18 protein-coding genes are annotated in these 21,381 nt (G+C 61.1%); 3 read left to right on the forward strand and 15 right to left on the reverse strand.

What is annotated here, in order from left to right:
* Positions 1–7: 7 nt before the first annotated feature.
* Both AC0IW7_RS23660 and AC0IW7_RS23665 read right to left on the reverse strand, forming a co-directional pair.
* Positions 8–1,138, reverse strand: a complete 1,131-nt coding sequence (locus tag AC0IW7_RS23660; protein WP_471821212.1) for a thiolase family protein — start codon at positions 1,136–1,138, stop codon at positions 8–10.
* Between the two features lie 23 nt (positions 1,139–1,161).
* Positions 1,162–1,698 (reverse strand): PaaI family thioesterase, encoded by a 537-nt coding sequence (locus AC0IW7_RS23665; protein ID WP_471821214.1) that lies wholly within the window; start codon positions 1,696–1,698, stop codon positions 1,162–1,164.
* Positions 1,699–1,944: 246 nt separating this feature from the next.
* Here AC0IW7_RS23665 and lpdA point away from each other — a divergent pair, with 246 nt between their 5' ends.
* The 3 genes from lpdA (at position 1,945) to AC0IW7_RS23680 (ending at position 5,665) form a co-directional block, all read left to right on the forward strand.
* Positions 1,945–3,345: a dihydrolipoyl dehydrogenase gene (lpdA, locus tag AC0IW7_RS23670; RefSeq protein WP_471821216.1), complete on the forward strand. Its 1,401-nt coding sequence runs from the start codon at positions 1,945–1,947 to the stop codon at positions 3,343–3,345.
* A 95-nt stretch (positions 3,346–3,440) separates the two neighbouring features.
* On the forward strand, positions 3,441–4,505 hold the full coding sequence (locus tag AC0IW7_RS23675) for an AI-2E family transporter (RefSeq protein ID WP_471821218.1): 1,065 nt from the start codon (positions 3,441–3,443) through the stop codon (positions 4,503–4,505).
* A gap of 290 nt (positions 4,506–4,795) precedes the next feature.
* Positions 4,796–5,665 carry a glycosyltransferase family 2 protein gene (locus AC0IW7_RS23680; protein ID WP_471821219.1) on the forward strand — a complete coding sequence of 290 codons (870 nt, stop codon included), beginning with the start codon at positions 4,796–4,798 and terminating at the stop codon, positions 5,663–5,665.
* 162 nt (positions 5,666–5,827) lie between these two features.
* Here the strand turns inward: AC0IW7_RS23680 and nuoN are convergent, their stop codons facing one another.
* The 13 genes from nuoN to AC0IW7_RS23745 all read right to left on the reverse strand — a co-directional run bounded on the left by nuoN (position 5,828) and on the right by AC0IW7_RS23745 (position 20,824).
* Positions 5,828–7,297: an NADH-quinone oxidoreductase subunit NuoN gene (gene nuoN / locus AC0IW7_RS23685; RefSeq protein WP_122498019.1), complete on the reverse strand. Its 1,470-nt coding sequence runs from the start codon at positions 7,295–7,297 to the stop codon at positions 5,828–5,830.
* Between the two features lie 21 nt (positions 7,298–7,318).
* Positions 7,319–8,848: an NADH-quinone oxidoreductase subunit M gene (nuoM, locus tag AC0IW7_RS23690; RefSeq protein ID WP_122498021.1), complete on the reverse strand. Its 1,530-nt coding sequence runs from the start codon at positions 8,846–8,848 to the stop codon at positions 7,319–7,321.
* 15 nt (positions 8,849–8,863) lie between these two features.
* Positions 8,864–10,714, reverse strand: a complete 1,851-nt coding sequence (gene nuoL / locus AC0IW7_RS23695) for an NADH-quinone oxidoreductase subunit L (protein ID WP_471821221.1) — start codon at positions 10,712–10,714, stop codon at positions 8,864–8,866.
* Positions 10,711–11,019, reverse strand: coding sequence for an NADH-quinone oxidoreductase subunit NuoK (nuoK, locus tag AC0IW7_RS23700; protein ID WP_122453234.1), 309 nt, complete (start codon positions 11,017–11,019; stop codon positions 10,711–10,713). Before nuoK ends, nuoL begins: the two co-directional genes overlap by 4 nt.
* Positions 11,019–11,525: an NADH-quinone oxidoreductase subunit J gene (gene nuoJ / locus AC0IW7_RS23705; RefSeq protein WP_122498025.1), complete on the reverse strand. Its 507-nt coding sequence runs from the start codon at positions 11,523–11,525 to the stop codon at positions 11,019–11,021. Before nuoJ ends, nuoK begins: the two co-directional genes overlap by 1 nt.
* Positions 11,526–11,595: 70 nt before the next feature.
* Positions 11,596–12,144 carry an NADH-quinone oxidoreductase subunit NuoI gene (gene nuoI, locus AC0IW7_RS23710; RefSeq protein ID WP_122498027.1) on the reverse strand — a complete coding sequence of 183 codons (549 nt, stop codon included), beginning with the start codon at positions 12,142–12,144 and terminating at the stop codon, positions 11,596–11,598.
* A gap of 12 nt (positions 12,145–12,156) precedes the next feature.
* Complete coding sequence (nuoH, locus tag AC0IW7_RS23715) at positions 12,157–13,164, reverse strand: NADH-quinone oxidoreductase subunit NuoH (RefSeq protein WP_122498029.1); 1,008 nt, start codon at positions 13,162–13,164, stop codon at positions 12,157–12,159.
* Positions 13,161–15,878: an NADH-quinone oxidoreductase subunit NuoG gene (nuoG, locus tag AC0IW7_RS23720; protein ID WP_471821223.1), complete on the reverse strand. Its 2,718-nt coding sequence runs from the start codon at positions 15,876–15,878 to the stop codon at positions 13,161–13,163. The genes nuoH and nuoG overlap by 4 nt, the downstream gene beginning before the upstream one ends.
* A 154-nt stretch (positions 15,879–16,032) precedes the next feature.
* Positions 16,033–17,397 carry an NADH-quinone oxidoreductase subunit NuoF gene (gene nuoF / locus AC0IW7_RS23725; RefSeq protein ID WP_471821225.1) on the reverse strand — a complete coding sequence of 455 codons (1,365 nt, stop codon included), beginning with the start codon at positions 17,395–17,397 and terminating at the stop codon, positions 16,033–16,035.
* Positions 17,394–17,894 (reverse strand): NADH-quinone oxidoreductase subunit NuoE, encoded by a 501-nt coding sequence (gene nuoE, locus AC0IW7_RS23730; RefSeq protein ID WP_471821226.1) that lies wholly within the window; start codon positions 17,892–17,894, stop codon positions 17,394–17,396. Before nuoE ends, nuoF begins: the two co-directional genes overlap by 4 nt.
* A gap of 2 nt (positions 17,895–17,896) precedes the next feature.
* Positions 17,897–19,678 carry an NADH-quinone oxidoreductase subunit C/D gene (nuoC, locus tag AC0IW7_RS23735; RefSeq protein WP_122498035.1) on the reverse strand — a complete coding sequence of 594 codons (1,782 nt, stop codon included), beginning with the start codon at positions 19,676–19,678 and terminating at the stop codon, positions 17,897–17,899.
* Between the two features lie 68 nt (positions 19,679–19,746).
* Positions 19,747–20,421, reverse strand: a complete 675-nt coding sequence (locus AC0IW7_RS23740) for an NADH-quinone oxidoreductase subunit B (RefSeq protein ID WP_122498037.1) — start codon at positions 20,419–20,421, stop codon at positions 19,747–19,749.
* Between the two features lie 10 nt (positions 20,422–20,431).
* The gene (locus AC0IW7_RS23745) at positions 20,432–20,824 is read right to left on the reverse strand and encodes an NADH-quinone oxidoreductase subunit A (RefSeq protein ID WP_463384681.1); all 393 of its coding nucleotides are present in this window, start codon (positions 20,822–20,824) and stop codon (positions 20,432–20,434) included.
* Between the last annotated feature and the right edge of the window lie 557 nt (positions 20,825–21,381).

Raw genomic sequence — 21,381 nt, forward strand, 5'->3', positions numbered from 1 at the left:
ATGAGCATCACACCGCTTCTAACAACGTCGCTACGCCCTGGCCGCCAGCGATGCATTGGGTGGCGATGGCGAAACGGCCGCCAGTGCGTTTTAGCAGCGAGGCCGCCTTGCCGGTAATACGTGCACCGGTGGCGCCGAGCGGATGACCCATGGCCAGCGCGCCGCCGTCGAGGTTGACCTTGGCCATATCCAGGCCCAGCTCGCGTACGCAGGCAATGGATTGGCTGGAGAAGGCTTCGTTGATTTCCACCAGGTCGATGTCGTTGATGCTCAGCCCTTCACGTTGCAGCAGCTTGCGCGTGGCGTGCAGCGGGCCCATGCCCATGATTTCCGGCGCGCAGCCGGCCACCGCCACGGCGCGTACGCGGGCCAGCACATCGAGGTTCCAGCGTTTGGCAAAGGCTTCGGTGCAGACGAACACCGCTGCGGCGCCGTCGGTTAATGGCGAGGCGGTGCCGGCGGTGACGCTGCCGCCGAATGCCGGCTTGAGCGTGGCCAGTGCGTCGGCATTGGTGCCCGGGCGAATGCACCCGTCTTCGCTGACCACGCCTTCCGGCGTTGCGATGGGCACGATTTCGTCGGTGAAATAACCGAGTTCGCGCGCCTTGGCGGCCTTGGCGTGGGAGTCGACGGCCATCAGCTCTTGCTCTTCGCGGCTGATGCCGTAGAGGTTGGCGACGTTCTCGGCCGTCTGACCCATCGACATATACGCCTGGGGGAAACTCTCAAGCAGTGTCGGGTTGGGCGAAATATTGAAGCCGCCCATGGGCACGCGGGTCATCGATTCCACGCCCGCGCAAATAAAGGCCTCGCCAGCGCCGAGCAAGATTTGCCCAGCCGCAAAGTGAACACCGGTCATGGACGAGCCGCAGAAGCGGTTGACGGTCGCGCCGCCCAAGGTGTCGGGCAGGCCAGCGAGAAAACTGGTGATGCGCGCGATGTTCATGCCTTGCTCGGCTTCGGGGTAGGCGCAGCCCATGATCAGGTCTTCGATTTCCCGTGGGTCGATGTCGAGGCGGCCAACCAGTTCTTTCACCACTTGGGCGGCGAGGTCATCGGGGCGCACGTTGATCAGACCGCCTTTGCGCGCGAAGTGAAACGGCGAGCGGGCATAACCGGCGATTACGATATTTTCCATGGTGTTTCTCCTGCGACGTGGCGTTAGCCGTGCATGTTCATGATCAAACACGTGGTGGAGCCGGTGGCGTAGAGCTTGTCGTCTACGTCGTACAGGCGGCCTTCGGCGAGCGCGGTGGAGCGACCAACGTGGATGATTCGCCCTTCAGCGCGAATCGGGCCGACAGCGGTGGTAACGGCGCGCACGTAGCTGATGCGTAAATCCGTGGTGGTGTAGCCCTGGCCTTTGCTGAGCATGGTGTGAATGGCGCAGCCCATGGCCGAATCGAGCATGGTGGCGATGTAGCCGCCGTGCACGCTGCCCAGCGGGTTGTAGTGCATAAGCGCGGGGTGGCCTTGGAAGATGAAATGGCCGCTGGACCATTCCATCGGCACCATCGCCATGGGCTCGTTGATGGGCGGCGAGGGCAGTTGGCCGCTGCCGATGCCCTCGAAAAATTCCTGCGGGCTCATGCCGGCCACTTGCTTCAGGGTCATGGTGTCGGGTGCCGCCAAACGCGCACGCAAATCGTCGGCAGCTGCCAGCCAAGCCTGGATTTTTTCCTCGCGGGATATGCTCATAAAGACCTCTCAAGCGTTAACGAACTAAAAGTATCAAGCCGCACTGGCATCACGCTTACAGCCTAAATTACACTCGTCATGTAAAACAATATGAAGGCCGTAATATAAGTGCCAAGCTTAGTGGCATAAACGCCATGACCAACTTAAAAAACCTGTAGGAGCGGCTTCAGCCGCGATGCGTTTCCGTGCACCAACGACTCAATTGCAGTCTTTACTGCTAAGAAATTTCCCAACCGGAGAACCAGCATGAGCAACTACGACGTAGTGGTAATTGGCGGCGGCCCAGGCGGCTACAACGCGGCGATTCGTGCCGGCCAGTTGGGCCTGAAGGTCGCCTGTGTGGAAGGGCGCGACACCTTGGGCGGCACCTGCCTTAACGTCGGTTGCATGCCATCGAAAGCGCTGCTGCACGCGTCCGAGTTATACGAGGCGGCCGTAGGCCCGGAATTCGCCAAGCTGGGCATTGAGGTCAAACCCACGCTCAACCTGGCGCAGATGATGAAGCAGAAGGACGAAAGCGTGACCACGCTGACCAAGGGCATCGAATTCCTCTTTCGCAAGAACAAAGCCGAATGGATTAAAGGCTGGGGCCGCATCGATGGGCCGGGCAGGGTGGTGGTCAAAGCCGCCGATGGCAGCGAGCAAGTGCTGACGGCCAAAGACATCGTCATCGCCACCGGCTCCGAGCCTACGCCGCTGCCAGGCGTGACCATTGATAACCAGCGCATTCTGGACTCCACCGGCGCGCTGTCGCTGCCCGAAGTGCCCAAGCACCTGGTGATTGTTGGCGCCGGGGTGATTGGCTTGGAACTTGGCTCGGTGTGGCGCCGGCTCGGCAGTGAAGTGACGGTGGTCGAATACCTCGACCGCATCTGCCCGGGGCTGGATCTGGAAACCGGCAAAACCTTCCAGCGTTCCCTGGCCAAGCAAGGCTTTTCATTCAAGCTCGGCAGCAAAGTCAGCAGCGCCACCGCCACGGCCACCGGTGTGACCGTGGAAATCGAACCGGCGGCCGGCGGCGAAAAACAAACGTTGGAAGCCGATTATGTGCTGGTCGCCATCGGCCGCCGCCCGTTCACCCAAGGCCTGGGCCTGGAAACCGTGGGCATCACCCCAGACAAACGCGGCATGTTGGAAAACCAGAAACACCGCTCAGGCGTGCCAGGCATCTGGATCATTGGCGACGTGACCTCTGGCCTGATGTTGGCGCACAAGGCCGAAGACGAGGCGATTGCCTGCATCGAGCAAATCGTCGGCAAAGCCGGTGAGGTCAACTACGCGCTGATTCCAAACGTGATCTACACCAAGCCGGAAGTGGCGACGGTCGGCAAAACCGAGGAGCAGCTCAAGGCCGAAGGGCGGGCCTACAAGGTCGGCAAGTTTCCATTCGCCGGCAACAGCCGGGCGAAAATCAACCACGAAAGCGAGGGCTTTGTAAAAGTGCTGGCCGATGAGCGCAGCGACGAAATTCTCGGCGTGCATCTCATTGGACCCAGCGTCAGCGAGATGATTGGCGAGTATTGCGTGGCCATGGAATTCGCTGCCTCGGCTGAAGATATCGCCCTGACCTGCCACCCGCACCCGACACGTTCCGAGGCGCTGCGCCAAGCGGCCATGAACGTCGATGGTTGGGCCATGCAGGCCTGAACCAGGCACCTCAAGCGCAGCACGGATAAAACCTGCACTTGCCAGGCTGCTCGCGGACTAATGGCACATCAGCCTTTCACAAACCGCGAGCAGCCATGGCCGACCCCGCAATTGAAAACAAACTCTTCCTCGTCCTGCTGACCGCAGTAACGCTCGCCTTCGGCTGGATTTTGCTGCCGTACTACGGCGCCGTGTTCTGGGCGGTGATCCTGGCCATTTTGTTTAACCCGCTGCAGCGCCACCTCGCCCGTCGCCACCAAGGCTCGCGCAACCTGACCGCCTTGGCGACGTTGCTGGTGTGCCTGTGTATCGCCATTTTGCCCGTGGTGTTCACCACCGCCTTGCTGGTGCAGGAAGCCGGCGAACTCTACAAACGTATCGAAAGCGGCGAGCTGGACATCGGCGCCTACATTTTCGAAATCAAACGTCACCTGCCCACTTACGTGCAGGGGCAGATGGACCGTTTCGGCATGGGCAGCCTCAACGGCCTCAAAGACAAAGCCATCAGCGGCGCCATGCAAGGCAGCCAAGCCGTCGCCAGCCAGGCGTTCACCCTGGGACAGAACACCTTCGAGTTTCTGGTCAGCTTCGCGATCATGCTGTACCTGCTGTTCTTCTTTCTGCGCGACGGTCAGGAACTGGTGCGGCGCATCCGTAGCGCCATTCCGCTGAACGAGGGGCAAAAGCGCCGCCTGCAACTGCGCTTCACCCGCGTGGTGCGGGCGACCGTAAAAGGCAACGTGCTGGTGGCGGTGACGCAGGGCGCCCTGGGCGGTTTGGCGTTCTGGTTTCTGGGCATCACCAGCCCGCTGCTATGGGCGGTGTTGATGGCCTTCTTGTCGCTGCTGCCAGCGGTGGGCGGTGGCATTGTCTGGGTGCCGGTGGCCGTGTATTTCCTCGCCACCGGCGCCATCTGGCAGGGTGTGGCGCTCAGCGTCTGGGGGGTGTTGGTGATCGGTATGGTCGACAACGTGCTGCGCCCGATTTTGGTGGGCCGCGACACGCGCATGCCGGACTACATGATTCTGCTATCGACCCTGGGCGGGCTCACAATCTTCGGCTTGAACGGCTTTGTGATCGGCCCGTTGATTGCTGCGCTGTTCCTTTCTTGCTGGGGCATTTTCACCAGCACCCATCAGAAAGTGCGCCTGCCTTCTTAAAACCGTTTAAACGGCGTCCTTTCTTTCGGTAATTGCCTACCGAGCGCACCTGTCGGTCCGGCATTAACCGCGCCGGGCTGTCTGCAAGCTGGCGACCCCTTTTTTGAGGCAGGGTCGCCATGACGTTCATCCTTTCAAAACCGCACACCGACCCGCTTCATCAGCCCACCAAGCGACCTTTCTGGCGACTGTTACGAACCCGCTTCGCGGCAGCGCGACTTCCGCTTGTACCCGTTGCACCTGCGCAGGCGGCCACGATTTGCGCGCCGCACGTCCTCATAAGCGTTGTGGTGCCCACTTACAACTACGCCCACTTGCTGCCCAGAGCGCTGGATTCGGTGTTGAGCCAATGGCACGACGATATCGAGTTGCTGGTTATCGACGACGGCTCTCAGGATGACACGCCCCACGTGCTGCAACGCTACGCCAAGCGCTATCCCGGCCAGCTGCAGGTGTATCGCCAAGCCAATGCCGGCGTGGCGGCGGCGCGCAATCGCGGCGTTCGGGCGGCGCGAGGCGCTTACGTGCTGATGCTGGATGCCGATGATGAGTTGTTACCAGACGCCTTCCGCGCCCTGCGCGAGGCGTTGAGCGCAGAGCCATCGGCGGCCATGGTGCTGGGCGCCCAGGTTTCGGTGTATGCCGATGGCAGTCAGCGGTTGAGGCTGCCCACGCCCATAACGGGCACGACCGTGCAGCGCTGCCGCCGGTATTTGCTGGAAAAGCGTATCTCCATTTCCCACAGCCGCTGCCTGTTTCGCCGCGACTTACTGCTGCAACGGCCGTACCCGGAAACGCTGCGCAGCGGCGAAGATGTGGCGGTGTTCGCCTATGTGTTGGTCAGCGGCCCAGCGGTGACCGTCTGCCAGCCCTTGGTGCGGGCTTATAAACACACCGACAGTCTGCGCCACTGCCGAGCGCACGAAGAGTCAGTGGCCCAAGGCATGCTGCACGAGGTGTTCGCTCGCCTGCCACAGGAGTGCCAGCGCTTGCGTCAGCGCTATGCGGCCCAGCGTTACCTCTCGCTCTTTCGCGCGGCGCTGCTGGCCGGGGATGATTGCTCGGCGCGACGCTTTTATCGGCAGGCCGTAACCCTGTCGTGTTGGCAGGCGCTTCAGCCCAGCTATGTGAGTAAGTTGCTGCGCATGGCGTGGCGCTAATGCGGGATCTGGCCCCGACGCCCGACAGTCGTCTTCCACACCTCAGCACGTTCTATCACTGCCTGCGCACCCCATAGCCACCACGCGTTCGCGGTTTTTTTGCAGATGCTCGGGCATAAAAAAGCCCGGCATCGAGCCGGGCCTTTTCACGGGGCGCTGCGCTTACGGCGTCAGCACCATCGTCGAGTGTTGCACCAGTTCCAGCAGCGGTTGTGGGTACACGCCGAGCACGAAGGCCAGCAGCGCCACGGCCAGCAGCATGATGCCGCCGGTCCGCTGACCCCAGTTGAACGGTGCATCGTGGCGATGCAGGTTCGGTTCCACCAGGAACAAGGTGACCATCACGCGCAGGTAGTAGAACACCCCAATCGCACTGCCCAGCACCAGGGCGCCCAGCAGCCACCATTGTTGGGTTTGCACGCCAACCATGACCACCACGAACTTACCGATAAAGCCGGACGTCAGCGGAATACCCGCCAGCGACAGCATCATCACCGTGAGCACGGCGGTCAGGTACGGACGGCGCCAGAACAGGCCGCGGTATTCGTACAAGGCGTCGGCATCGCGGCCACTGAAGGGCGTGGACATCAGCGTCACCACGCCAAACGCGCCGAGGCTGGTCAGCACGTAGGTGGCCAGGTACACGCCAACCGCTTCAACCGCCAAGCCTTTGCCGGCGATGACCGCGATCATCAAATAGCCAAAGTGGGCGATGGAGGAATAACCCAGCAGTCGCTTGAGGTTGTTCTGCAGCAGGGCGAGCAAGTTGCCGACCAGAATCGAAGCCACGGCGATCACCGACAGCACGGTGGTCAGCAGCCCTTCGTTGGCGGCCGGGGAGAGCAGGAACAAGCGAACCATCACCACGAACACGGCCACTTTGCTGGCAGTAGCCAGGAACGCGGCCACGGGTGCGGGCGCGCCTTCGTAAACGTCGGGCGTCCACAGGTGGAACGGCACCAGCGACAGCTTGAACGCCAGGCCAACCAGCATCATGCCCATGCCCAACTGCGCCATGGCGCTTTGCGCGCCAGTGGCGGCCAGCTTGGCGCCGATACCGGCGAAGCTCAGGGTGCCGGCGTCGGCATAGAGCAGGGCCATACCGAACAAGAGGAACGCCGAACCGGCGGCCGACAGCACCATGTATTTGATGCCGGCTTCCAGCGAGCGCTTGTTGAAGAATGCGTAAGCGACCATGCCGTAGACCGGCACCGACAGCAGCTCCAGACCGATGAACAAACCGGCCAGGTGCTGCGCGCAGACCAGCACGATGCCACCGGCGGCGGCCAGCAGAATCAGCAGGTACAGTTCGTCGCGGTTGCCTGGGAAGCCGACCTTGTCGTCGCCCATGTAGGCGTGCACCAAGGTCACGCAGGCCAGCGTCGAAACCAAAATCAGGCCGATGTAGAAGTTGGCGAAGTTGTCCACCAGCAACAAGCTGGTGACCGCCAGCGGCGTGGCTTTGACGGCGGGAATGATCGACAGCAAGGCCAGGTTCAAACCCAGACCCGACAAAATGAAGGTCTGGCTGTGGTTGCGTCGCCAGGCGATGGCCAGCATCACCACCACAATGGTGGCGCAAACCACCAGCAGCGGGAGCAGGGCGAGCAGGTGTTGAGTCGTGAATTCCATAACGCGGCTTTCCATTACAGGCTACCGGCCCGATGCGAGTTGAGTGGAAGCGGTACCCAGCCAGTGTTGGATGCCCTGCATAGTGGCCGACGAGGTGTCCAGAATCGGCTGCGGGTAGACCCCAAGCAGAATCAGCAACACCGCCAGGCCCAGCACCATGAACATCTCACGGGCGTTCATGCCTCGCAGTACATCGTCAGACTTGGTCGGACCAAAGTAGGCACGGTGAATCATGATCAGCGAGTACACCGAGCCGAAGACCAGGCCGGTTGCCGCCACGATCGTGAACCACGGGAAGGCTTTGAACGCGCCTACCAGAATCAGGAATTCGCCGACGAAGTTACCGGTGCCAGGCAAGCCCAGAGCCGCCGCAGCGAAGAACAGGCTGATGGCCGGCAGGTACGGCAGGCGTCCCCAGATACCGCCCATTTCGCGCATGTCGCGAGTGTGCAGGCGCTCATACAACTGGCCGCTGAGAATAAACAGCGCCGAGGCCGACAGACCGTGAGCAATCATCTGCACGACGGCGCCTTGCAAGGCGATCTGGCTGCCGGAGTAGATGGCAATCAGCACAAAGCCCATGTGCGACACGCTGGAATAGGCGATCAGACGCTTGATGTCGGTTTGAGCAAACGACAGCAGGGCACCGTAGATGATCGCGAACACGCCGAGGTACATGGCGATGTGGGCGAACTCGGCCGAAGCGTTAGGGAACAACGGCAAGGCGAAGCGCAACAGGCCATAGGCGGCGGTTTTCAGCAGGATACCGGCCAGGTCGACCGAGCCGGCGGTCGGCGCTTGAGCGTGGGCGTCGGGCAGCCAGGAGTGGAAGGGCACCACGGGAAACTTCACCGCAAAGGCAATGAAGAAACCGAGCATCAGCACGTATTCGGTGCCTTCGGACAGCTTGGTTTTCAGCAGGTCGGCGTAGTTGAAGGTGATCACGCCGGTGGCGTTGTAGTTAACGAACACCAGCCCAAGAATCGCCACCAACATGATCAGGCCGCTGGCCTGGGTGTAGATGAAGAACTTGGTAGCCGCATTGATGCGGGTGTTGCCTTTGCTGCCGCTGTGACCCCAGAGCGCGATGAGGAAGTACATCGGCACCAGCATCATTTCCCAGAAGAAGAAAAACAGGAACAGGTCGATGGCCAGGAACACGCCTACCACACCGCCGAGAATCCACAGCAGGTTGAGGTGGAAGAAGCCGACGCGGTTCTGGATTTCATTCCACGAGCAGAGCACAGACAGCACACCGAGCAAACCGGTGAGCACGATCATCAGCACGGACAAACCGTCCATGGCCAAGTGAATGGTGATGCCGAAGCGCTCGATCCATTGCACCTTGAACTCGTGGGCCCAAACCGGCTCCGCACCTGGCGCGGGCGCCAGGCTGAAGTTGCCAGTGGTCCACAGCCAGAGGCTCAGGCCGAACAGCAGCACCATGCTCAGTAGCGCGATCCAGCGCGGCAGGGTGTTGCCGAACCGTTCGGCCTGCCAGCACAGCAGGCCGCCGATAAAGGGAATCAGGATTAGCCAAGGCAGAATCATGACGGGCTGTTTTCCTTAATTCAAAATCAGAAGAAGGGCGAGCAGCAGCACGGCACCGCCGGCCACCGAGGCCGAGTACCAGCGCAGGTTGCCGGTTTCCGTACGGCTCATCAGGCTGTTACCCAGGCGTACCAAGCGCGGAACCACACCGATGCTGCTGTTGATGGGGTCGTTGCCCAGCAGGCGGGTGATTAGCAGGTACGGCTGCACGAACAGCTTGTCGTAGATCCAGTCGAAGCCCCACGCAGCGAACCACCAGGCCGAGAGCAGTTTGCCCGGGCCGCTGTTGGCCACTGCGCTGGCGAAACGGCGCTTGCCGAGGAACAGCACCGCAGCCAGGGCGATACCGGCAATGGCGATTAGGCCCGACGACAGCTCCAGGCTGTGTTTGGCTTCGCCACCGGCGTGGCCGAAGCTTTCCGGCAGCACGCCAGCCAGCGGCGGGCTGATGAGCGCGCCGATAAAGGTCGACAGCACAATCAGCACCGACAGCGGCAACCAGTGGCTGATGCCGTGACCGGCATGGGCTTCGGTTTTCGCCTCGCCGTGGAAGGCGATAAAGATCAGGCGGAAGGTGTACAGCGAGGTCATGAACGCACCGACCAACCCGGCGTAGAGCAAACCGGTGTGGCCACTGGCGAACGCTTCCCAAAGAATTTCATCCTTGGAATAGAAGCCAGCCGTCACGAAGGGCAGGGCGGCCAGGGCGGCGCCACCGACGATGAAACTTGCGTAGGCCAACGGCAGCTTCTTCCACAAGCCGCCCATCTTGAAGATGTTCTGCTCGTGGTGGCAGGCGACGATCACCGAGCCGGAGGCGAGGAACAGCAGGGCCTTGAAGAAGGCGTGGGTCATCAGGTGGAAAATCGCTGCGTCCCAGGCGCCAACGCCCAGGGCCAGGAACATGTAGCCGATCTGGCTCATGGTCGAGTAAGCGAGGATGCGCTTGATGTCGGTCTGTACCAGCGCAGCAAAGCCGGCGAGCACCAAGGTCACGCCGCCGACGATGCCAACCAGCTCCAGCACTTCCGGCGCCAGCAGGAACAGGCCATGGGTGCGGGCAATCAGGTACACGCCAGCGGTCACCATGGTGGCCGCGTGAATCAGCGCGGAAACCGGCGTCGGGCCGGCCATTGCATCGGCAAGCCAGGTTTGCAGCGGCAGCTGGGCCGATTTACCCACGGCGCCACCCAGCAGCATCAGGGTCGCCCACCACATCCAGGTATCGCCGGCCTGCAGTTTTTGCGGCGCCAGAACCAGCAGCTCTTGAATATTCAAGGTGCCCAGGTGCTGGAACAGCAGGAACAGGCCGATGGCCATGAACACGTCGCCGATACGAGTGACGATAAAGGCCTTGAGTGCGGCATTACCGTTGTTGCGGTTGCTGTAGTAGAAGCCGATCAGCAGGTAACTGCACAGGCCCACGCCTTCCCAACCGAAGTACAGGAACAGCAAGTTATCGCCCAGAACCAGGAACAACATACTGGTGATAAACAGGTTGGTGTACGAGAAGAAGCGCGAGTAACCGGCTTCACCGCGCATGTACCACGAGGCGAACAGGTGAATCAGAAAGCCGACGCCCGTCACGACGCCCAGCATGGTCAGCGACAAGCCGTCCAGGTACAGGGTGAAGCTTGGGGCGAAGCCGTCTACCGACATCCATTGCCACAGCACTTGGCTGTACACGCCGCCTTCTGGCGGGTTGACGTTGAATTGGTAGATCAGAAAGGCGGTGGTCAGGGCCGACAGGCCAACGGAGCCCACGCCGATCAGCGCCGAGAGGTTTTCCGACCATTTGCCGCGCGAGAACGACAGCAGCAGCCAGCCGATAAGGGGGAAGGTAAATGTCAGGAATAAAAGGTTCATCCGCGCATCTCGCTGGCAGCGTCGATATCGAGGGTGTGGAAGCGGCGGTAGAGCTGCAACAACACGGCCAGGCCGATGCTGGCTTCGGCGGCAGCCAAGGTCAGCACCAGAATGAACATCACTTGTCCGTCAGGCTGTGCCCAGCGGCTGCCCGCCACGATGAAGGCCAAACCGGCGGCGTTCATCATGATTTCCAGGCTCATCAGCACGAACAGAATGTTGCGGCGCACCATCAGACCTACCAGGCCGAGACAGAACAGCACACCGGCTACGGCGAGGCCGTGTTCCAGGGGGATCGAATTCATCATTGGATTTCCTTCGCCTCTTGACGGCCGAGGTGGAACGCGGCGACCACCGCTGCCAACAGCAGCATGGAGGCCAGCTCAACAACCAGCAGGTACGGGCCAAACAGGCTGATGCCCACGGCTTTGGCGTCAACGGTGGTCAGGCCGATGGCGCCGGCGCTCGGGTTGCCGAACAGCACGTAGAGCAATTCCGCCAGCAGCAACAACGCCAGCAATGCCGGGCCGAACCAGATGCCGGGCTTGAGCCAGACACGTTCCTGATCGGCGGCAACGGGGCCGAGGTTGAGCATCATCACCACGAACACGAACAGCACCATGATGGCGCCGGCATACACGATGATTTCCAGCGCACCGGCAAACGGCGCGCCGAGGCTGAAGAACGTCATCGACACAGCCAACAACGAGATGATCAGGTAGAGCAGGGCGTGAACCGGGTTGGTGTTGGTGATCACTCGAAGAGTGGACACCACCGCCACGCCGGACGCGAAGTAGAAAGCGAATTCCATAGTCAGATTCCCACGACGGATACAGGCAGCCAACGGCCGGTCGCCACATTCAGAGTCAGTTGAGCGCGCATTACGGCAGCAACCCCTTGACGTTGATCGGCTCGGCTTCGTTTTGCGCCGCGCCCTTCGGCTTGCCAGCAATGGCCATACCGGCCACGCGGTAGAAGTTGTAGTCCGGGTTTTTGCCGGGACCGGAAATCAGCAGGTCTTCCTTCTCGTACACCAGGTCCTGACGCTTGAACTCAGCCATTTCGAAATCCGGCGTGAGCTGGATCGCGGTGGTCGGGCAGGCTTCTTCGCACAGGCCGCAGAAAATGCAGCGCGAGAAGTTGATGCGGAAGAATTCCGGGTACCAGCGACCGTCGTCGGTCTCGGCTTTCTGCAGGGCGATGCAGCCCACCGGGCAGGCCACGGCGCACAGGTTGCACGCTACGCAGCGCTCTTCACCATCGGGGTCGCGGGTCAGCACGATGCGGCCGCGGTAGCGCGGCGGCAAGTACACGGGCTCTTCGGGGTACTGCAAGGTGTCGCGTTTGCGGAAGGCATGGGAGAACACCATCACCAAGCTGCGAAGCTGGGTATAGGTGCCATGCACAACGTGGAGCACATACTTAAGCATGGTCATTCTCCGTTACTGAGCCACGCCGGCCGGGGTGTTGAGCAACACCACGGCAGCGGTCACCAGCAAATTGATCAGGGTCAGCGGCAGGCAAAACTTCCAGCTGAAGTCCATCACCTGGTCATAGCGCGGGCGCGGAATCGAGGCGCGCAGCAGGATGAACAGCATGATGAAGAAGCCGGTTTTGAGCGCGAACCAGAGGAATGACAGCGACGGCAGAATGTCGAACGGACCGTGCCAACCGCCGAAGAACAGCGTGACCAGCAGGGCCGAGATCAGCACGATTCCGATGTACTCACCGACAAAGAACATGCCCCATTTCATGCCGGCGTATTCGATGTGGTAACCGTCGGCCAGCTCTTGCTCGGCTTCCGGTTGGTCGAAGGGGTGACGGTGGGTAACGGCCACGCCCGCGATGAAGAACGTACAGAAGCCGAAGAACTGCGGAATGATGAACCACAGGTTTTGCGCCTGGTATTCAACGATGTCGCGCATGTTGAACGAGCCCACCTGCGCCACGATGCCCATCAGCGACAGGCCCATGAACACTTCGTACGACACGGTTTGTGCCGAGGCACGCAGGCTGCCGAGCAGGGCGAACTTGTTGTTACTCGACCAACCGGCAAACAGCACCGCGTACACCGACAAACCGGCCATGGCGAAGAAGAACAGCAGGCCGATGTTCAGGTCCGCCACGCCCCAGGTCGGGGTGATCGGGATGACGGCGAAGGCGATCAGCAGGCAGCTCATGGCCACCACCGGCGCCAGGGTGAAAATCACCTTGTCGGCGAACGGCGGCGTCCAGTCTTCCTTAAAGAACATTTTGATCATGTCGGCGGCGATCTGGAACGCACCGAACGGACCCACGCGGTTCGGACCGTAACGGTCTTGCCACAGGGCCAGCAGGCGACGTTCCACCCAGCTCAGCAACGCGCCGCACACCACCACGGCGAGCAGCACGACGATGGCCTTGAGCACGGCGATGATCACGTCGATCACTTCAGGCGTGAACCAACTCATTGCGCGGCCTCCTGCAGCGAATCAGCGGTTTTGCCAGCAATCGCGGCGGGGATGCCTGCCAAACCAACCGGCAACGCAACGATGCCCGCGCTCAGCTCTTCGCTGACGCGCAGCGGCAGGCGCAAGGTCTGGCCGGCTACGTTGAGGCTGACCAGCGCGCCTTCGTTCACGCCCAAGCGGGCCGCTTCCGAAGCGGCGACGGCGACGTAGGCTTCAGGAATACGCTGCTGAACCGGCGCGGCGCGCGAGGAATTTTCTTCGCTGCCGAACAGGTGATGAACCGGCACTACCTGCCAGGTGCCTGGCGCCGGGTTGAATGCGCCCGGAGCAGTGGCAAACCAGCTGAGGCCATCGCCTTTGCTTTCGATCAGGCGCGTGCCTGGGTCGCCAGCACGCAAGTGACCGCCGACTTCGTCCTGGAATTTGTTCCAGGCTTGCGGCGAGTTCCAGCCCGGCGACCAGGCGAACGGCACTTGCTGACGCGGTTCGGCGGAGCCGGAGTAGCCTTCCATGGAGAAGGCGAAGGCGGTGTCTTTGTCTTGCGAGGCGCGCGGTTCGTGCACGCTGATATTGGCGCGCATCGAGGTGCGACCGCTGTAACGCAGCGGCTCACGGGCCATTTTCAGGCCTTTGATGCGGAACGAGGCGCCCGGTGCAGCATCGACGATACCGGCCAGCAGCGGCGTGCTGGCAGCGGTGGCGGCGGTCACTTGGTCGAGCTGCGTCCAATCGACGTTCTGGCCGAGCAGGGTGCTGCGCAGTGCATGCAACCAGCGCCAGCCTTCGTGAACCAGAATGCTTGGGTCGTAGTAGGTCGGATCAAACACTTGGAAGAAGCGCTGGGCGCGGCCTTCCTGGCTGACCAGCGTACCGTCGCCTTCGGCGAAGCTCGCCGCTGGCAACACCAGATGGGCGCGGGCCGTGGTGTCGGTTTGCTGGTGATCGGCAACGATGACGACTTTGGCGGCGCTCAGTGCGGCGTCGACCAACGCTTTGTCGGCGCGGGTGTACAGATCGTTTTCCAGCACCACGATGGCGTCGGCTTTGCCGTCGACCACAGCTTGCAGCGCGGCGTCGGCAGAGTCGCCGCCGAGCATGGCCAGGCCCAGGCTGTTGGCTTCGCTGACCACCAGGCTGAGGGAGCCGTTTTTCTCGCGCAGCTTGAGGGCCTTGGCGATGTTGGCGGCGGCTTCGATCAAGGCTTTGTTGCCCAGCGAGGTGCCGGCAATTACCAGCGGACGCTTGGCTGCCAGCAGGCTGTCGGCGATGCGCTGGGCCAGTTCCAGGGCTTCGGCGTCCAGACCGGCAACGGCCGGAGCGCTGGCGTCGATGGCGTGGGCGACGGCAAAGCCGATGCGCGCCAGGTCATCCGGCGCGGCGTGCACGCACTCTTCGGCCACGTCGTCGAGCTTGGTGGCGTCGAGGCTGGCAATAAACAGCGGATTCAGCGCGTGCTGGCCGATGTTCTGCACAGCGGCATTGAGCCACGGCTGAATCTTCATGGCTTCGGCCATGTCTTCGGCCTTGCCTTTCACCGACTGGCGCAAGGCCAGGGCTAGGCGGGCGGCGGTTTGCGTGAGGTCTTCACCGAGCACGAATGCGGCGTCGTGGTCTTCGATGTCACGCAAGGTCGGAATCGGCAACGGGCTGTTTTGCAGCACGCTCAAGACCAGGCGCAGGTTGTCCAGCTCAACAGCGCCGATGCCCGAGTAGAAATGCTCGGCGCCGACCAATTCGCGCAGGGCGAAGTTGCTTTCCAGGCTGGCGCGCGGCGAGCCGATGCCAACGATGTTGCGACCGCGCAGCAAGTCGGCGGCGTTGTCCAGCGCTGCGTCCACGCTGAGCTTCTGATTGCTGGCGGCCAGCAGCGGCTGACGCGGACGGTCGGTGCGGTTGACGTAGCCATAGCCAAAGCGACCACGGTCGCAGAGGAAGTACTGGTTCACCGAGCCGTTGTAGCGGTTTTCGATACGGCGGATTTCGCCGTAGCGCTCGCCGGGGCTGATGTTGCAGCCGCTCGAGCAACCGTGGCAGATGCTCGGCGAAAACTGCATGTCCCACTTGCGGTTGTAGCGTTCCGAGTGGGTTTTGTCGGTGAACACACCGGTCGGGCAGACCTCGGTGAGGTTGCCGGAAAACTCGCTTTCCAGAACGCCGTCTTCAACGCGACCGAAGTACACGTTGTCGTGGGCGCCGAATACGCCGAGGTCGGTGCCGCCGGCGTAGTCCTTGTAGTAACGCACGCAGCGGTAGCAGGCGATGCAGCGGTTCATTTCGTGCGCAATGAACGGGCCGAGTTCCTGATTCTGGTGGGTGCGTTTGGTGAAGCGATACCGGCGCTCGTTGTGGCCGGTCATCACAGTCATGTCTTGCAGGTGGCAATGGCCGCCTTCCTCGCACACGGGGCAGTCGTGCGGGTGGTTGGTCATCAGCCATTCAACGACGCTGGCGCGGAAGGCCTTGGACTCAGCGTCGTCGATGGAAATCCAGGTGTTGTCGGTGGCGGGGGTCATGCAGGACATGACGATGCGACCACGGGTGTCGTTTTCGTCGGTGTACTGCTTCACCGCGCACTGGCGGCAGGCGCCGACGCTACCGAGCGCCGGGTGCCAGCAGAAGTACGGAATGTCGAGCCCGAGGGACAGACAGGCCTGTAACAGGTTGTCTGCTCCATCGACTTCGAGCGCTTTGCCGTCTACGTGGATAGTGGCCATAGTTCAAGTTTCTTCGTTGGCCCGTTTGTTCAGGGGTGAAAGCCGCGTTTGCTGCGGTTTTCGCCACGCTCAACTGGCGGGCTTGGCTAATAGAATCACGGTTCGATGGGGCCAGAGCTCATGGGTAGGCGTTCTGGCCGCCGTCGTTGAAACGTTAGGCGCTGACGAACTGCGTCGGCGCCACCGGTGTGCTGATTCGGGAAATGCCCGCCTCGAACTCCGGTCGGAAATATTTGATTGCGCTACCCAGCGGCTCCACGGCGCCCGGTGCGTGTGCACAGAACGTCTTGCCTGGGCCGAGGAAGTTGACCAGGCCCTCGAGGGTTTCGATATCGCCTGGCTGGCCATGACCTTTTTCAATGGCGCGCAACACTTTCACGCTCCACGGCAGGCCATCGCGGCACGGCGTACAGAAACCGCACGACTCGCGGGCGAAGAACTCTTCCATGTTGCGCAGCAGGGCAACCATGTTGACCTTGTCGTCCACCGCCATGGCCAGGCCGGTGCCCATACGGGTGCCGACCTTGGCGATACCGCCGGCGTACATTTGCGCATCCAGGTGTTCGGGCAACAGGAAGCCGGTGCCCGCACCGCCGGGTTGCCAGGCTTTCAGGGTGAAGCCGTCGCGCATGCCGCCGGCGTAGTCTTCAAACAACTCACGGCCAGTGACGCCGAACGGCAGTTCCCACAGGCCCGGGTTTTTCACCTTGCCGGAGAAGCCCATGAGCTTGGTGCCCATGTCTTCGCTGCCCGGACGGGCGAGGCCCTTGTACCACTCGACGCCGTTGCCAACGATGGCCGGCACGTTGCACAGGGTCTCGACGTTGTTCACGCACGTCGGCTTGCCCCATACGCCAACGGCAGCGGGGAAGGGCGGCTTGGAGCGCGGGTTGGCGCGACGGCCTTCGAGCGAGTTGATCAGCGCGGTTTCTTCACCGCAGATGTAGCGACCGGCACCGGTGTGCACGAACAGTTCGAAGTCGAAACCGCTGCCCAGAATGTTCTTGCCCAACAGGCCGGCAGCCTTGGCTTCAGCCACGGCGCGGTTGAGGTTGGTGGCCGCATCAACGTATTCGCCACGCAGAAAGATGTAGCCGCGATAGGCCTTGAGCGCGCGCGCACTGATGAGCATGCCTTCGATCAGCAAGTGCGGCAGCTGCTCCATGAGCATGCGGTCTTTCCAGGTGTTGGGTTCCATTTCGTCCGCGTTGCACAGCAGGTAGCGGATGTTCATGGATTCGTCTTTGGGCATCAGCCCCCACTTCACGCCCGTGGGGAAGCCGGCACCGCCTCGGCCTTTGAGGCCTGAGTCTTTGACGGTCTGGACGATGTCGTCTTGCGACAGGTCGGCGAAGGCTTTACGCGCGGCGGCGTAGCCGTCTTTCGCCTGGTATTCCTCAAGCCAGAGCGGCTGGGCGTCGTCACGCAGACGCCAGGTCAGCGGGTGAGTTTCCGCAGTGCGGGCGATGCTGTTGGCCGGGCCGAAGGAGGTCAGGCGGGTGGTCGAAGCGGACGTCATACGTAAGCCTCCAGCAGGTCTGCCACGCCGTCTGGTTGCACGTCGCCAAAGGTGTGGTCGTCGATCATCAGCGCCGGGGCCTTGTCGCAGTTGCCCAGGCAGCACACCGGCAGCAGAGTGAAGCGGCCATCGGCAGTGGTTTCACCGAGGCCGATGCCCAGCTGTTGCTGGATGCTGCTGACCACCGATTCATGGCCGCCGATGTAGCAGACCATGCTGTCGCACACGCGAATGATGTGGCGGCCAACGGGCTGGCGGAAAATCTGGCTATAGAAGGTGGCAACGCCTTCGACGTCGCTGGCCGGAATGCCGATGATCTCGCCGATGGCGGCGATGGCGCCATCTGGCACCCAACCACGGGCTTTCTGAACGATCTTCAGCGCTTCGATGGAGGCCGCGCGGGAATCTTCGTAGTGGTGCAGCTCATGTTCGATGGCCGTGCGCTCGGCATCGCTGAGGGTGAAACGGTCGGTTTGAATCAGCGTGGTGGTAGTCATAGTTAGCGGTCCACGTCAGCCATAACGAAGTCGATACTGCCCAGGTACGCGATCAAGTCCGCGACCATGCTGCCGCGGATTACCGAAGGAATCTGCTGCAGGTGCGGGAAGCTTGGCGTACGAATGCGGGTGCGGTAGCTCATGGTGCCGCCGTCGCTCGTCAGGTAATAACTGTTGATGCCCTTGGTCGCTTCGATCATCTGGAAGCTTTCGTTGGCCGGCATGACCGGGCCCCAGGAAACTTGCAGGAAGTGCGTGATCAAGGTTTCGATGTGCTGCAAGGTGCGCTCTTTCGGCGGCGGCGTAGTCAGTGGGTGATCCGCTTTGTACGGGCCGGACGGCATGTTGCGCAGGCACTGGTCGATGATTTTCACGCTCTGGCGCATTTCTTCCACGCGCACGATGCAGCGGTCGTAGGCATCGCCGTTCACTGCCAGCGGCACTTCGAACTCGAAGTTTTCGTAGCCCGAGTAAGGGCGCGCTTTACGCAGGTCGAAGTCCAGGCCGGTGGAACGCAGGCCGGCGCCGGTGACGCCCCATTCCAGCGCTTCCTTGGTGTTGTACTGGGCAACGCCAATGGTACGGCCACGCAGAATGCTGTTTTTCAGGGCGGCTTTTTCGTATTCGTCGAGGCGCTTGGGCAGCCATTCAACGAAGTCTTTCACCAGCTTTTCCCAGCCGCGCGGCAGGTCGTGCGCAACGCCGCCGATGCGGTACCAGGCCGGGTGCAGACGGAAACCGGTGATGGCTTCGATCACGGTGTAGGCGCGCTGACGGTCGGTGAAGGTGAAGAAAACCGGGGTCATGGCGCCGACGTCTTGAATGTACGTACCGAGGAACAAGAGGTGACTGGTGATGCGGAAGAACTCGGCCATCATGATGCGGATGACGTCGACCTTTTCCGGCACCTTGATGCCAGCCAGCTTCTCGACCGAAAGCACGTACGGCAGGTTGTTCATCACACCGCCGAGGTAGTCGATACGGTCGGTGTAAGGAATAAAGCTGTGCCAGGACTGACGCTCGGCCATCTTCTCGGCGCCACGGTGGTGGTAACCCACTTCCGGTACGCAGTCGACGATTTCTTCACCGTCCAGCTGCAGCACGATACGGAACGCACCGTGGGCCGAAGGGTGGTTGGGGCCGAGGTTGAGGAACATGTAGTCCTCGTTCTCGTTGCCGCGTTTCATGCCCCAGTCTTCGGGGTTGAAGCGCGCGGCTTCTTCTTCCAGGTTCTGCTTGGCAACCGACAGGCTGAACGGATCGAACTCGGTGGCGCGCGCTGGGTAGTCTTTGCGCAGCGGGTGACCCTGCCAGGTCGGCGGCATCATGATGCGGGTCAGGTGCGGGTGACCGGCAAAGGTCACGCCGTACATGTCCCACACTTCGCGCTCGTACCAGTTGGCGTTCGGCCAGATGTTGGTCACGGTCGGCAGGTTCAGGTCGCCTTCGGACAGCGCGACTTTGAGCATGACGTCGCTGTTCCGCTCGATCGACATCAGGTGGTAGAACACCGTGAAGTCCGAACCTGGCAAACCACGACGCTGAGTGCGCAGGCGTTCGTCGACGCCGTGCAGGTCGTAGAGCATGACGTAGGGCTTGGGCAGCTGACGCAGAAAGGTCAGCACCTCGATCAGCCGCTCACGCGCCACCCACAACACTGGCATGCCGGTGCGGGTTTGCTGGGCGGTAAACGCATCTGCGCCAAAGCGCGTGTTCAATTCGGTGACGACGTCTTGGTCGTCTGCCTTGTAAGGCGGGATGTACAGAGCGGTGTCTGCAGTCATGGTCTCGGTCGCTATCAGTCAACGTAAAGGGTGAATCCGGCGGACTTTCTGGGTAAGAAAAAGCTAGATCACACTTCGTCGGGGCTGCGCAGGTTGGTTACCTGAATACGCTGTTCACGGCGCTGTTCCTTTTGCGACGGCATATCGGCGCGGTAAACGCCTTGTTCGCCAACGACCCAGGAAAGTGGGCGACGCTCCTGGCCAATCGATTCTTGCAGCAGCATCAGCGCTTGCAGGAATGCTTCAGGGCGAGGAGGGCAGCCGGGCACGTAAACGTCCACGGGCAGGAATTTGTCCACCCCTTGAACGACAGAGTAAATATCGTACATGCCGCCGGAATTCGCGCAGGCGCCCATGGAGATAACCCATTTGGGCTCGAGCATTTGCTCGTACAAGCGCTGGATGACCGGAGCCATTTTGATGAAGCAGGTGCCTGCAATCACCATGAAGTCGGCCTGACGGGGTGACGCACGAATTACTTCGGCGCCAAACCGGGCGATGTCATGGGGAGCGGTGAAGGCAGTCGTCATCTCCACGTAGCAGCAGGACAGACCGAAGTTGTACGGCCAGAGGGAATTCTTGCGCCCCCAGTTGACCGCGCCATTCAGCACGTCCTGCAATTTGCCCATGTAGATGTTTTTGTGGACTTGATCCTCTAGAGGATCGGAAACGGTCTCCCGCTCGCCGATCGGATACTGCTCATTAGGCGCATCCGGGTCGATTCTGGTGAGTTTGTATTGCATCGCCAAAGCCTCATTGTTTTAGCTTCGCCTGCCGCTTGCGACGACCTTCGGGAGCCCAATCAAGAGCACCGATGCGCCATAGGTAGACAAGACCTGCCAACAGAATTGCTATAAAAACTGTAGCTTCAATAAAGCCGGCCCATCCGCTTTCACGAATAGATACCGACCAGGCGAAGAGAAAGAGGGCTTCAACGTCGAAGATCACGAAGAGCATCGCGACCAAATAGAATTTTGCCGACAGGCGCAGGCGAGCGCTGCCGGTGGGCAACATGCCGGATTCGAACGGCTCGTTTTTAACCCGACCCCACGCCTTGCCACCGAGCAGGCTGGAGACGCCGAGCATAAAGGCGCAAAGGCCGATAACGCCCAGCAGGAAAATGGCAAAGCCCCAGTTGTGGGACATGGTCGCGACAGCTTCAGCAGGCATGCCGGTACTCCTTAGACAAGCATCGGCGGAATCATGGGAGATGAAAGTTGCCGGTTGTAATCCATAGCCAGCAATCTAATTTTCGTAATTTTATGCGTGTCTGCCTTCGTAAGTAAATTTTTCCTTATAAAAAATTAACTTACAGGCCAACATCTTAGCGGCGCAAATCGCGCAAAGCCCGTGGCGTCGGGGTTATGACGCGTTCTACGTCGTTAGTCGAACATCCGCTTTTTTATTGTTAATGACAGCAAATTGTGCTGTAGATGATATTCGTTATTATTTGGGCGTTAAATCGGAAACGCCCTACGTTGGGGAAGGGTAGTTGCTGTTAGCGCATAAGCGAGCAAAGCGTTAGGGAAGTTGGCGCTTGAGTGAAGGGCGAGACAGGAGTGGGCGCTTGGGTTTCGGCTTGCCATCCACCGAGACGGCAATTTTCAGCGCACGCGACATTTTTCTGTGTCTAGTCCTGAAATAGGTTTACACCTGTTTCAATCTCAAAACGCCCGATGCACCGCATCGGGCGTTTTGTATTT

The organism is Pseudomonas sp. AC229 (assembly GCF_979254655.1).